This window comes from Aidingimonas lacisalsi, from assembly GCF_008079445.1.
Classification (GTDB): Bacteria; Pseudomonadota; Gammaproteobacteria; order Pseudomonadales; family Halomonadaceae; genus Aidingimonas; species Aidingimonas lacisalsi.
In genome coordinates, this window is sequence record NZ_VRYH01000008.1 from 56644 (window position 1) to 68907 (window position 12264).

Genomic DNA, 12264 nt, shown 5'->3' on the forward strand with positions numbered 1-12264 from the left:
TACCGTCATGAACGAATGCGAGGCTCCATTGCAACAGCCGATGTCGCTCGAGGCATGGCTGCGACAGATCGAACACCGCCACCCTATCAGTATTGATCTTGGCCTGGAGCGGGTGACGACGGTCGCGCAGCGCTTGGGGTTGATGGAAAACTCCCTGGCGACGCATGTCGTCACGGTTGCCGGTACCAATGGCAAGGGGTCGACGGTGGCGATGGTCGAAGCGCTGGGGCGTGCCCATGGTTTGACGACGGCAACGTACACCTCCCCGCATCTCGTTCGTTATAACGAACGAGTCAGATTGAACGCTCAGGAAGCGAGCGATACCCGTCTGGTCGAGGCGTTCGAGCGCGTCGAAGCGGCTCGAGTCGATGGCGAGCCAGTCAGCTTGACCTATTTCGAGGTCGGTACGTTGGTCGCATTTTGCCTGATTGCGGATGATCACCCCGACCTGGCCGTACTGGAAGTGGGGCTGGGCGGACGGCTGGATGCCGTCAATATCGTCGATCCCGATGTGGCGGTAGTGACGACGATCGCTCATGACCATGCGGCATTTCTTGGCAATGACCTCGAGGCCATCGGGCGTGAGAAGGCCGGCATTCTGCGTCCGCATCGCCCCGTCGTGCTGGGCAGCCGGGAGCTGCCTGACAGTGTGCACGAAGTCGTCGCAGCCTTGCAGGTGGAGCGACACTGGTTGGGCGCTGACATGACCTGGTCGCTCGACCCGCCCGGCACCTCCGATGCGGTGGATGACGGTGATCCTCTCGCTTGCTGGACATGGCGAGGGTGCGACATCGACGGACAATCGCGCACCCTCGTAGGACTACCGGATCCGCAACTGCCGCTGGACAATGCAGCGGTCGCCTTGCAGGCCCTTTCCCTTTGCGGCGTCGTACTCGACAATGAACGTTGTCGGCAGGCGTTGTCCACTGTGCAACTGCCTGGGCGCATGCAATGGCTGGGTCAATGGTGCCTGGATGTCGCGCATAATCCCCATGCGGCAAGCTATGTGGCGTCTCGATTGTCGATGCAGCCTTGTCAGGGGCGTCGTATCGCGTTGCTCGGCATGGTCGATGACAAGGATGCCGATGGCGTCATCGACGTGCTGGCGCCGGTAATCGATGCCTGGGTACCTGTGTCCCTGACCGGGGAACGGGGAAGAGAGGCGAGGTCGTTGGCAGCACGGCTGGAGGCAGCCAACTGCCGGGTGTTTCACCAGGCGACGTCGCCGGCGGCCGGCGCGGCCTGGTTACTGGAACATGTCAATGGTCAGGATCAGGTGCTGGTGTGTGGCTCTTTCTTTACCGTTGCCGAAGTGCTCAATGCAGACCTGCTGAGTGCCACTGTCGACGGTGCCCAACCCCGACCGGATCATCCAGGGAGGACGGGATGAAATACGGAATGCGTGAACGTATTAGCGGCGCCATCATTATCGTGGCACTGGGTGTGATTTTCATACCGATGCTGTTCGACGATCCGGCCCCGCGCGATTCGCAGCAGACCCCGGTATTGACTATCGATCAGCCAGTCGAGGTTGAACATACCGAGGTGGACGATCCCCAGCCACCATCGAGCCTCGGTGACGAAGCCTCGAGCGTGCCCGACGTTGCGGACGATGGTGACGCTCCCGGTGCAACCGTGACTGACGACGCACTGCCGGACGCTGATGTTGCTAGCCCCGATAGTGACCCCATTGCTGAATTGGCCCAATCGGCGGCCAGCACTGACGACACAGGTACCTCGGCCGCTGACGATGGCGGTGAGCCCGAGCCGGGTGCGTCCAACGCTGCGGATGGCGATGAGAACGCCTCGGCAACGACGAATCAGACCGTCGAAGACGGGCAATGGGCAGTCCAGGCGGGAAGCTTTCGAGAAGCCGGCAATGCCGAGCGTCTCGAAGCGCAACTGGACGAGCAGGGGTTCACGGCATATCGACGTGAACGCGATGACGACCTGACGACGGTCTATGTCGGCCCGTTCGGCAGTTCCGACGATGGCGAACAGGCCATGAACGAGCTCAAGGAACGTGCCAATATTCAGGGACTGCTGGTGCGTGTACAGGAGGACTGATGACCCTGACGTGGCTTGATGGCGTCTTCCTGGCAGTTCTGGCGATATCCATGCTCGCTGGTTTCATGCGTGGCTTGATTCGTGAAGGCTTGGGGTTGGCGGCGTGGATCCTGGCATTGCTGGCGGCTCGTGCCTTCGCCGAGCCGGTGGCGGACATGTTCAGCGGCATGATCGACCATGCCGATGGACGGTTGGTATTGGCGTTCGTACTGGTGATCTTCGTTGTCATCATGCTGTGTGGTCTCGTCATTCGAGCGATTCACGCCGCCGTCGAATGGGTCGGTATGGGCTTCTTCAACCGTGTGGCCGGTACCGCCTTCGGTGCCTTGAGAGGGGCAGCCGTACTGGTGTTGGCAACGGTATTGATCTCGCTGACACCGTTGACGCAACTGGAAGCCTGGCAACAGGCCGAGGTCCGTCCCACATTCGAGCGTCTGCGCGACTGGTCGCTCGACCAGCTCAGAGATTGGGAGCAGCGTGATCCGGAGAGAGCCGAAGAGCTCCGCCAATTGACGCAACCTGACGGCTCGGACAATGCTCACACCGAGCCGAGTCAGTGACCGGTTCGACCGGCCATCGTGCGGAGTCGCTACAAGTTAACACTCAAGGATACCGGCCAAGCCGGTATCGGCATTTCATCAAGCGAGGTATGGCGGAATGTGCGGTATCGTGGGCCTTATGGCCAATCAGGCGGTCAATCAGCCTTTGTACGATGCGCTGACGGTTCTTCAACACCGAGGGCAGGATGCCGCCGGCATGATGACCTGGCACGAGGGGCGCTTTCTGTTGCGTAAAAGTAACGGCCTGGTACGTGACGTTTTCCATACACGCCACATGACGCGCCTCAAGGGTAACGTCGGTATCGGTCATGTGCGCTATCCCACTGCCGGCTCCTCCAGTGAGGCCGAATCGCAACCCTTCTATGTCAACTCTCCCTACGGCATTACGCTGGCCCATAACGGGAACCTGACCAACTCCGATCAGTTGAAACAGGAGCTGTTTTCCACCGATCTGCGGCATATCAACACCAGTTCGGATTCTGAAGTCCTGCTCAATGTGTTTGCTCATGAGTTGGGTAAACAGGGGCATCACCTGGAGGCCGAGGACGTCTTCGATGCGGTGCGCCGTGTGCATCGCCGCTGCCAGGGCGGCTACGCCGCCGTAGCGATCATCAATGGCTTCGGCATGGTGGCGTTCCGTGACCCGCATGGCATTCGTCCGGTCGTCTACGGCACACGTGAAACCGATGGACAGAGAGATGTCATGATCGCGTCCGAGTCCGTGGCTCTGGACGTGGGCGGTTTCGAGTTGCATCGCGATCTTGCCCCGGGGGAGGCGGTCTTCGTCGACCTTGAAGGTGACATTCATACCCAGCAATGCACGGACAAACCGCAATTGGCCCCTTGCATCTTCGAATACGTCTACCTGGCACGACCGGATTCGATCCTCGATGGTGCCTACGTCTACGGTACGCGAATGGCCATGGGACGTAAGCTCGGCGATCGCATACTGACTGAATGGCCCGAACACGATATCGATGTCGTGATTCCGATTCCCGATACGTCGCGCACTTCGGCATTGGAGATGGCACAGCACCTGGGCGTGACCTATCGTGAAGGGTTCATGAAGAACCGCTATATCGGACGGACCTTCATCATGCCAGGGCAGACTCAACGCAAGAAATCCGTACGTCAGAAACTCAATGCCATCGATATCGAGTTTCAAGGCAAGAACGTGTTGCTGGTCGACGATTCGATCGTGCGTGGTACGACCTGCAAGCAGATCATCCAACTGGCTCGCGAAGCGGGGGCCAACAAAGTGTATTTCGCCTCGGCCGCGCCACCGGTACGCTATCCTAATGTGTATGGTATCGATATGCCGGCGGCTAGCGAGTTGATCGCTCATGGTCGCAGTGAAGCGGAAGTCGGGGAACTGATCGGTGCCGACCATATCTTCTATCAGAAGATCGAGGACCTGACGGCGGCATGTCGAGAGGTCAATCCTTCGATCGAGCATTTCGATTGTTCGGTCTTCGATGGCCGTTACATTACCGGCGATATCGACGAGACGTATCTGGAGGCGCTCGAGAGCGCACGTAACGATGCCGCGAAGGACCAGAGCGCCGGCGACCATGCCCTGGTTGGCATGCATAATCAGGATGACGATCTCGACTGAGTGGGAGCAGGCATGAGTGAGCAGAGGGAAAGCCGTGGTTGGGGGCTGGAAACCCAGGCCATTCGGGTGGGGCATGATCGTACCCACGAGCAGGAACATGGCGAACCGATCTTTCCTACATCGAGCTTCGTCTATGGCAGCGCGGCGGAAGCCGCACGCAAATTCAGCGGCGAGGAAGCCGGTAATGTCTACTCGCGTTTCACCAATCCAACGGTAAGAACGTTCGAGAAGCGTCTTGCCGAGATGGAAGGTGGCGAGCGCTGCATTGCGACGAGTTCCGGCATGTCGGCGATACTTTCCACCGTCTTGGCGCTCCTGCAAGCCGGTGACGAGATCGTGGCGTCGCGCTCCCTGTTCGGTTCGACCGTCAGTCTGTTCGACAAGTATCTTGGCAAGTTCGGGATCACGACACGTTATGTCGAGCTCTCCAGTCTGGAAGCCTGGGAAGCGGCCATTACCCCCGAGACACGGCTGCTGTTTGCGGAGACGCCCTCCAATCCCTTGTCCGAGGTCGTCGACATCGCTGCGCTGGCCGACATCGCGCATCGTCATGATGCTTGGCTGGCTATCGACAACTGCTTTCTGACGCCGGCATTGCAGCGCCCCATCGATCTGGGTGCCGATCTGGTGATTCATTCAGCGACCAAATACCTCGATGGTCAGGGGCGTGCCGTCGGTGGGGCGGTGGTCGGACCCGACAAGGAGCTCGAAGCGCTCTTCGGGGTGGTACGTACCTGCGGACCATGCATGAGTCCATTCAACGCCTGGATCTTTTCGAAAGGACTGGAGACGCTACGCCTGCGCATGAAGGCACATTGCGAGAATGCCATGGCCATGGCCGAATGGCTCGAGGCGCATCCGGCAGTGAAGCAGGTGCACTATAGCGGCTTGTCGGCTCATCCTCAGCACGAACTGGCAGCACGCCAGCAGAAAGCCTTCGGGGCGGTGCTCGGATTTGAAGTCGATGGCGGCCGTGAGGCGGCCTGGTCGGTGGTTGATGCCACACGCATCATGTCGATCACCGGAAATCTGGGGGATGTCAAGACGACCATCACGCATCCGGGCACCACGACGCATGGGCGATTGTCCGACGAGCAGAAGGCGTCAGCCGGTATCAGTGAGGGGTTGATCCGTATCTCGGTGGGACTGGAGGACCTGGAGGATCTCAAGGCTGATTTGCAGCGTGGGCTCGATACTCTGCCAATCTCTTGAATCCGAGTCATGCATCGCCATCATGAGATGAGCGGACATTTCCTTTCGCAGGAGCATGAACATGAAAATACTGATGGTTCTCACATCGCATGACAGCATGGGCGATACGGGACACAAGACAGGATTCTGGCTGGAGGAGTTCGTCGCTCCCTATTACGTCTTCAAGGATGCCGGGGCCGATATCACGTTGGCGTCACCGAAGGGCGGACAGCCGCCGGTGGACCCCAACTCGACGCAGCCAGAAGCCTTGACCGAGGAGACTCGACGTTTCGATGCTGACGACGATGCCAAAGCGCAGCTGGCTAACACGGAAAAGTTGTCCGACGTCGTTGCCGACGGCTTTGATGCCATCTTCTACCCAGGCGGTCATGGCCCGCTCTGGGACCTGACGGACAACGCCGATTCTCTGCGCTTGATCAACGCTTTCGCTGCCGCTGACAAGCCCATCGGCGCCGTATGCCACGCGCCGACCGTGTTGCTCAAGGCCAGGGACGAGCAGGGTAATGCGCTACTGAACGGTCGCCAGGCAACGGGGTTCACCAATAGCGAGGAGGAAGCCGTCGGGCTGACTGAGGTGGTGCCGCATCTGCTCGAAGATGCCATGAAGGAAGCCGGTGCCCGCTATACTCGCGGTGATGACGATTTTGCCCCCTATCAGGTGCGTGACGGCCTGCTGATCACTGGCCAGAATCCGGCCTCCAGCGCACCGACAGCGCGCCTTCTACTGGACACCCTCTCAGCATGAGGTAGTCGGGCAAACGCCGCACCCGGCAGGGCGGCGTTTGCCCACCGTTTCTCATCCGTGAATGCAGCGTTCACCAATCTCAGGCTGTGCTGTTCGCAATGAGCGATTATGCTCTTGTCCATCGCAATCATAATGCGCTGTCGACGCATGACGTCGTCGGCGATTCTTGGCATTCAGACAACGTAAGGAAACAGCGATGTGGCGCAATACACCTAGTGGGTGGGGGCTTACCAGTATCGTCCTGCACTGGCTGAGTGCCATCGCCGTGGTTGGCTTGTTCGTGCTGGGTTGGTGGATGACCGGCCTGGGATACTACGACGATTGGTATTATCTGGGCCCTTGGTGGCATCGGTCCATCGGGATGCTCTTGCTGGGATTGACGGTCTTGCGACTGATATGGCGTGGGTGTCAGCCGAGTCCTGAGGCGCACGGTCAACGGTTCGAGCGCCTGTCAGCGCACCTAGGGCACATCGCTCTCTATGCGTTGATGCTTCTGGTACTGGTCAGCGGCTACCTGATATCGACTGCCGATGGCAGTGGCATTCAGGTGTTCGATTGGTTCGAAGTACCGGCTGTCGTCAGTGGAATCCGCAATCAGGCGACGCTGGCAGGGCTCGTGCACTGGTACGCATCGCTGGTGCTGATCGCGTTGGCAGCCGGACATACGCTGGCTGCGTTGAAACATCATTTCATCGATCGACAGGATACCCTGATACGCATGATATCCCCGTCATTGAGCCGCAGGGAACGATAAGGCGTTCCCGGCTTGGCAATCGTGAATCGGTTATCGAACCGAATTTTCATCAAAAGGAGAAAGCGCATGTTGAAAAGAACCGCTTTGGCTGCATTGACTGCCGCTACCGTGATCCCGATGACGCAGGCGCAAGCCGCCGATTATGTGATCGATACCGAAGGCCAGCATGCCTTCGTCCAGTTCAAGATCAGCCATCTTGGCTATTCCTATATCCTGGGCACGTTCGAAGAATTCTCCGGTGAATTCAGCTACGATCCGGAAGATGTCGAGTCGTCTTCGGTCAGTGTCGATGTCGATGTGAATAGCCTCAACACCAATCATGGTGAGCGCGACAAACACATTCTCAGCGATGATTTCCTGAATGCCAGCGAATATCCGGAAGCGACCTTCCGATCGACTGGCTTCACCCGTACCGGTGAAGGCGAAGGGGAACTGGAAGGGGATTTGACGCTGCATGGTGAAACCCGCTCCATCACCATGGACGTCGAGCATGTTGGTGGTGGCGAAGATCCGTGGGGAGATTATCGTCAAGGATTCGAAGGTACCACGACGCTGGCTCTGGAAGATTTCGGTATCGATATGAGCGATTTCCCGGAAGTCATGCATGAACTGGAACTCTACGTCACCTTCGAAGGTATTCGTCAGTAATCGAAAAAAAAGCCGGTCAACATGGTGTTGACCGGCTTGCCTGACATCCTGTCATTCTCCTCATCTGCACTTCCTGCCTATTTACCGCTTCTTGCCTTCCAGCTTGTCAATGGCTTACTTCCTTGTCGGAGTGCATTGATCCGCGCGTATCAGAATACCTCGTTGAGGACGGCATCCGGAAAGTGACGGCGCAACATACGGTTCTGGAAACCATCCACGAAGCGGCTGTTGATGATGATGATGAAGCGCTCATAAGGGGCATCGGGATTTTCCTGAGTGATGCCATCAGCGCTATGGAACAACTGATCGTCACGGATGTGCAGAACCTCGCCGGGAGCCAGCACTCGGTCCATCAACGGTTGACGTCCGGCCTTGTCGGCGTAGAGGTGATTGCAGGCGCCACTGACGTTGTCGCGATTGACGACCAGGATGCTCAGGGATTTGCACCCATCGGCATGTATGCCCTGGCCTTGCAACGGGTCCAGCTTGCCTTTACCGCGTACGCCCGTGATTTGCATCAGGATGGGTTCGCGTGGACCGATACCCCACAGCTTGGCCCAGGCACGCACGAAAGCCTTGACGTCACTGCGTGAAGTGAACTCCTCGGTCAATCCGGGGTAATAGCGCAGCTTGTCGGCCATGCTGTCGGCATCGTTGAACATGCCCCCTTGGGCCATCGGGCATTCCCCCATGACCTCGACGTCATCGGTGTCGGTCAGGTTCAGCCATGACATCCGCTTCCAGCGTCGATTGACATAGGGATCACGCGGCAGGTCTTTCAGGTGACCTCGCCATTCCTCCAGGTCGACATGCGGCTTGATATCCGTCAGGCTCCACCCTTGGCTCGCCAGTTCGGCGGGGACATGAGATTCCCAATACCCGATTTCACGCTCACGAATGAGACCAGACAGACCATACCCATGCTTCAAGCTTTCATATTTCATGATGATTTCCTCCAGATGATCTCATCGGGAATCGATGAGAAATGTCGTTGCAAGGTGCAACCTGATAAAGAGTGGAAAGGTATGATAAAAAATGTCAACAAAATGTATCTGTCGTGTGAGTAGGGGATTTCTGATAAAAACGCGCTATGGTGTAGTCAGTCGCATGTCTTGCGTGTCGGCGTGCGATACGAACGTGTTCCCCGCAATCGCATCAGATCAATAAGTTGGGGTGGGTGGTTGAGGCAGTTCCGTGTAGGATAAGCTCACAAAAATGTTTCCCCGTTTATCAGGAAAACGGATGTTTTATCGGCACATGAGTATCGGCATAACCGTACTGAGGGTACTAGCATGACCGACAGGCAGCGCAGTGGTAGTTCCGCATGGCTATATGGACTATCGTTCCTGACTGCCATCGTTGTGCTGTTGCTCTTCATCGCTAGTGCGTCGCGATCCTGGTGGCTCGGGATGCTGTCAGGCGTCGGATTGGCCAGTGCCTGCGCCGTCATCTGGTTGTTTCATCGACGTCAACGCGATAAGACCGAGACGTTGAACGGCCGGCTGGAGACGGTGCAGCGCCACTATTCCGAAAGCGAACAACGCTTCCGGGCGCTGTTGGAGAGCTTGCCGAAAGTGGCCGTTCAGGGGTATGACCGCAACCGGCGTGTCATTTACTGGAATGAAGCCAGCACCCGGCTTTATGGCTACTTGCCGGAGGAGGCTCAGGGGGGCTTGCTGGAGGAACTGATCATTCCCGAGGCGATGCGTCAGGCGGTCATTGATGCTCACTATGACTGGGTGACTCATGGTATCGAGATACCGGCCGAGGAATTGGAGCTCAGGCACAAGACCGGTGCGACGGTAGCCGTATTCTCGCATCACGTCATGATCGGGGAGCATACCGAAGACCCCTTGATGTTCTGCGTCGATGTAGACCTGTCCGACCAGAAACAGGCACGGCGCGATCTGGAGTTCGTGACCCGTTTCGATACCCTGACGCACTTGCCCAATCGCCAGAGTTTCGAGACCGAGCTGAATGATTGCATCGAGGACTGTCATCACCATGGGCGCCAGATGGCGGTGATCTTCGTTGATCTTGATCGTTTCGGTGAGATCAATGATGCACAGGGGTACGAGCTCGGGGACGCCTTGCTGTTGCTGGTGGCCAAGCGACTGCGTCATTGTCAGCGAGGTTCGGATTTGCTCGCGCGTTTTGGCAGCGATGAGTTCGTCATGGCTTTTCCTCGACTGCAAGCCGATAGTGACGCTCTGCAACTCGTCGAGAGCGTGCTCGAGTCGTTCAATCAACCCTACACGCTGGCCAACCGTGAAATTCACTTGACGGCCAGTATCGGGGTCAGTCTGTTTCCCTATAACGGCAGTACGGCACGCGAGTTGGTGCACAATGCCGATGTGGCCAAGAATCGTGCCAAGCTGTTCGGCCCCAATTGCTACTGGTTCTTCAATCAGCAATTGCACGACGAGTTGGTTCATCAGCACCGTTTGGCCGAGCGACTGCAACATGCGCTGCGCGACGACGAACTCTCGATGCACTATCAGCCCCAGGTGGCTGCCAACAGTGGCCGCATCGAGAATCTCGAGGCGTTGCTGCGCTGGTTTCCCCCCGAAGGTGGCTCGATATCGCCCGCCGAATTCATCCCCGTCGCTGAACGCACTAATTTGATCCACCGTCTGGGCAAGTGGGTGATACAGGAAGTCTGCCGTCAAAAGGCGGAATGGAACACCGTCGGGCTGAATGATTATCGCGTCGACATCAACTTTTCAGGCAAGCAGGTCGCCTACCTGGAAGTGTTCGATCAACTCGAAGCCGGTATGGAGCAGTACGGTCTGACGCCGCGTGACATCGGGATCGAACTGACCGAGAACGTCCTGATTCAGGCAGACGACAACATTCTCGATACCTTGAGGCGTCTCTATCATCGCGGCATGAAGATCGCCATCGATGATTTCGGCACCGGCTATTCGTCGCTTAGCTACTTGAAGCTGTTCCCCGTGACTGCGCTGAAAATCGATCGCAGCTTCGTGCGCGATGCTCCCGATGACCCCAGTGATCGTGCCATCATGGCGGCGACCGTGTTCATCGGTCATCGCCTGGGCCTGGAAGTGATCGCTGAGGGGGTGGAAACCGAAGAACAACTGGAACTGGTACGCGAGCTGGGGTGCGACCTGGTGCAGGGATATTACTGTTTCAAGCCGATGTGTGCAGGCGATGCCCGCAAGTTGTTGACCGGTTTAGTGACACCTATCGATAGATACTCGGGATAGCCACGCAAGCGCGTTACAATGCGCGCTTCTCATTCTGGCTGGAGATAGCGTGTCGGTAACTTCAACGACGAACGCCGAATTGGGGCGCCAACTCTGGCGGCAGACCTGGCCGATGGCGATCGGCGTGATGGCTCTGCTGGGCATGCAACTGATCGACAGTGCCTTCATCGCCCGGTTGGGTACGCGGCCTTTGGCCGCTCAATCCTTCACGTTTCCCTTGTCATTTCTGATCATCGGCGTCCAGGTCGGGATGGGAATAGCCATCGCGGCCTTGATCTCGCGTGCCCTGGGGGCGGGTGAGCAACAGCGAGCGCGGCGTCAGGGGAGCATGGCCTTATGGCTCGGGAGTCTGGTCATTGCCATGCTGGCCATCCTCTTGTGGCTGATTCAGGTACCGATCTTCACGCGGCTCGGGGCAGGCCCACAAAGTCTACCGCTGATACGCGCGTATTGGGGGCCTCAGCTACTGTCTGCCTGGTTGGGAGCGCTACTGTATTTTGGTTACAGCCTCTTCCGAGCGCATGGCAATACGCGACTTCCCGGGAAATTGATGGTCGCGACCAGTGTCGTCAATCTGTGTCTGGACCCGTTGCTCATTTTCGGAATCGGTCCCTGGCAAGGCATGGGCCTTCCCGGTGCTGCGTGGGCAACGGCTCTCGCGTTTACCAGTGGGCTGGTCATCCTGGCATTGCGGTTACGCGGTACCGGCTGGTTGGCGCGTCGGGGCGTGCTGGCCGAAGTACGTACCAGCTTGCCTGATTTTCTGGGAATTGCCGGTCCAGCCATGATCAGCCAGTTGATGCCGCCATTGGCGCAGATGCTGGCCATCAGTGTCGTCGCCTCGCTGGGTGAAGCAAGTGTCGCCGCTTGGGGGCTGGCAAGTCGTCTGGAGACGTTGTCGTTGATGGTGGTGCTGGCACTGACCATGTCACTGCCACCCTGGTTGGGACGGTGCTATGGCGGAGGAGACTGGCAGCGTATCGAGCAACTGATGTACCTGGCGGCACGTGTCGTGATTGCCTGGCAGCTTGCGCTCGGGCTGCTGATGGCCTTGGGAGCGCCATGGGTGGCGCTGGGCTTGTCGGGAAGCCCTGACGTACGCGGTGATCTTGCCATCCTGATCCGCTTCCTGTTGCCGAGTTATGCACTGCTGGGGATCTGCATGATCGTGGTGTCGGCCGGCAATGCGCTGGGCTGGCCGCTGCGAGCGATGTTGATGTCAGGCGTCCGTCTTTTCGGATGCTATCTGCCCTGTCTGTGGCTAGGCGCTCGCGTGGGGGGTATCCATGGTCTGGCAGCGGGAGCGGCCGGCGGCAATGTCCTGGCGGGAGTGCTGGCTTGGCGGCTGTATCGGAGGGCGCAACGATCGCGTGAAATAGATGCAGGATATAATCCTGTAGATAGTGAATGATGAAGTGTTCTGTCATGTATTCATT

Annotated in this window: 11 protein-coding genes; 10 read left to right on the forward strand and 1 reads right to left on the reverse strand. The window is 58.1% G+C overall.

Going from position 1 to position 12264, the window contains the following annotated elements:
* Nucleotides 1-28 precede the first annotated feature (28 nt).
* The 8 genes from folC to FVV99_RS15750 all read left to right on the forward strand — a co-directional run bounded on the left by folC (nucleotide 29) and on the right by FVV99_RS15750 (nucleotide 7601).
* Nucleotides 29-1390: a bifunctional tetrahydrofolate synthase/dihydrofolate synthase gene (gene folC, locus FVV99_RS15715; RefSeq protein ID WP_330860823.1), complete on the forward strand. Its 1362-nt coding sequence runs from the start codon at nucleotides 29-31 to the stop codon at nucleotides 1388-1390.
* Nucleotides 1387-2067 (forward strand): SPOR domain-containing protein, encoded by a 681-nt coding sequence (locus FVV99_RS15720; protein ID WP_148255073.1) that lies wholly within the window; start codon nucleotides 1387-1389, stop codon nucleotides 2065-2067. Before folC ends, FVV99_RS15720 begins: the two co-directional genes overlap by 4 nt.
* Nucleotides 2067-2627, forward strand: coding sequence for a CvpA family protein (locus FVV99_RS15725; RefSeq protein WP_148255074.1), 561 nt, complete (start codon nucleotides 2067-2069; stop codon nucleotides 2625-2627). The genes FVV99_RS15720 and FVV99_RS15725 overlap by 1 nt, the downstream gene beginning before the upstream one ends.
* Nucleotides 2628-2724: 97 nt before the next feature.
* Nucleotides 2725-4242, forward strand: a complete 1518-nt coding sequence (gene purF / locus FVV99_RS15730; RefSeq protein WP_148255075.1) for an amidophosphoribosyltransferase — start codon at nucleotides 2725-2727, stop codon at nucleotides 4240-4242.
* Nucleotides 4243-4254: 12 nt separating this feature from the next.
* Nucleotides 4255-5454: an O-succinylhomoserine sulfhydrylase gene (locus FVV99_RS15735; RefSeq protein WP_148255076.1), complete on the forward strand. Its 1200-nt coding sequence runs from the start codon at nucleotides 4255-4257 to the stop codon at nucleotides 5452-5454.
* A gap of 55 nt (nucleotides 5455-5509) precedes the next feature.
* On the forward strand, nucleotides 5510-6199 hold the full coding sequence (locus tag FVV99_RS15740) for a type 1 glutamine amidotransferase domain-containing protein (protein WP_201745120.1): 690 nt from the start codon (nucleotides 5510-5512) through the stop codon (nucleotides 6197-6199).
* A 196-nt stretch (nucleotides 6200-6395) separates the two neighbouring features.
* Nucleotides 6396-6953, forward strand: a complete 558-nt coding sequence (locus FVV99_RS15745) for a cytochrome b (RefSeq protein WP_148255078.1) — start codon at nucleotides 6396-6398, stop codon at nucleotides 6951-6953.
* A gap of 66 nt (nucleotides 6954-7019) precedes the next feature.
* Nucleotides 7020-7601 carry a YceI family protein gene (locus tag FVV99_RS15750; protein ID WP_148255079.1) on the forward strand — a complete coding sequence of 194 codons (582 nt, stop codon included), beginning with the start codon at nucleotides 7020-7022 and terminating at the stop codon, nucleotides 7599-7601.
* A 149-nt stretch (nucleotides 7602-7750) separates the two neighbouring features.
* On the opposite strand, the gene FVV99_RS15755 is transcribed toward FVV99_RS15750, so the two are convergent.
* The gene (locus tag FVV99_RS15755) at nucleotides 7751-8545 is read right to left on the reverse strand and encodes a 2OG-Fe dioxygenase family protein (RefSeq protein ID WP_148255080.1); all 795 of its coding nucleotides are present in this window, start codon (nucleotides 8543-8545) and stop codon (nucleotides 7751-7753) included.
* 348 nt (nucleotides 8546-8893) lie between these two features.
* Here FVV99_RS15755 and FVV99_RS15760 point away from each other — a divergent pair, with 348 nt between their 5' ends.
* Nucleotides 8894-10828: a putative bifunctional diguanylate cyclase/phosphodiesterase gene (locus FVV99_RS15760; protein WP_236645435.1), complete on the forward strand. Its 1935-nt coding sequence runs from the start codon at nucleotides 8894-8896 to the stop codon at nucleotides 10826-10828.
* Nucleotides 10829-10940: 112 nt separating this feature from the next.
* The gene (locus tag FVV99_RS15765) at nucleotides 10941-12239 is read left to right on the forward strand and encodes an MATE family efflux transporter (protein WP_148255131.1); all 1299 of its coding nucleotides are present in this window, start codon (nucleotides 10941-10943) and stop codon (nucleotides 12237-12239) included.
* The last annotated feature ends 25 nt before the right edge of the window (nucleotides 12240-12264 follow it).

Excerpts from the sequence above, each read along its gene's own strand:
- FVV99_RS15750 (WP_148255079.1), top strand. The coding sequence starts at position 7,020 with ATGTTGAAAAGAACCGCTTTGGCTGCATTGACTGCCGCTACCGTGATC.
- FVV99_RS15735 (WP_148255076.1), top strand. The coding sequence starts at position 4,255 with ATGAGTGAGCAGAGGGAAAGCCGTGGTTGGGGGCTGGAAACCCAGGCC.
- FVV99_RS15745 (WP_148255078.1), top strand. The coding sequence starts at position 6,396 with ATGTGGCGCAATACACCTAGTGGGTGGGGGCTTACCAGTATCGTCCTG.
- purF (WP_148255075.1), top strand. The coding sequence starts at position 2,725 with ATGTGCGGTATCGTGGGCCTTATGGCCAATCAGGCGGTCAATCAGCCT.
- FVV99_RS15755 (WP_148255080.1), bottom strand. The coding sequence starts at position 8,545 with ATGAAATATGAAAGCTTGAAGCATGGGTATGGTCTGTCTGGTCTCATT.
- FVV99_RS15760 (WP_236645435.1), top strand. The coding sequence starts at position 8,894 with ATGACCGACAGGCAGCGCAGTGGTAGTTCCGCATGGCTATATGGACTA.
- FVV99_RS15720 (WP_148255073.1), top strand. The coding sequence starts at position 1,387 with ATGAAATACGGAATGCGTGAACGTATTAGCGGCGCCATCATTATCGTG.
- FVV99_RS15740 (WP_201745120.1), top strand. The coding sequence starts at position 5,510 with ATGAACATGAAAATACTGATGGTTCTCACATCGCATGACAGCATGGGC.
- FVV99_RS15725 (WP_148255074.1), top strand. The coding sequence starts at position 2,067 with ATGACCCTGACGTGGCTTGATGGCGTCTTCCTGGCAGTTCTGGCGATA.
- FVV99_RS15765 (WP_148255131.1), top strand. The coding sequence starts at position 10,941 with ATGGCGATCGGCGTGATGGCTCTGCTGGGCATGCAACTGATCGACAGT.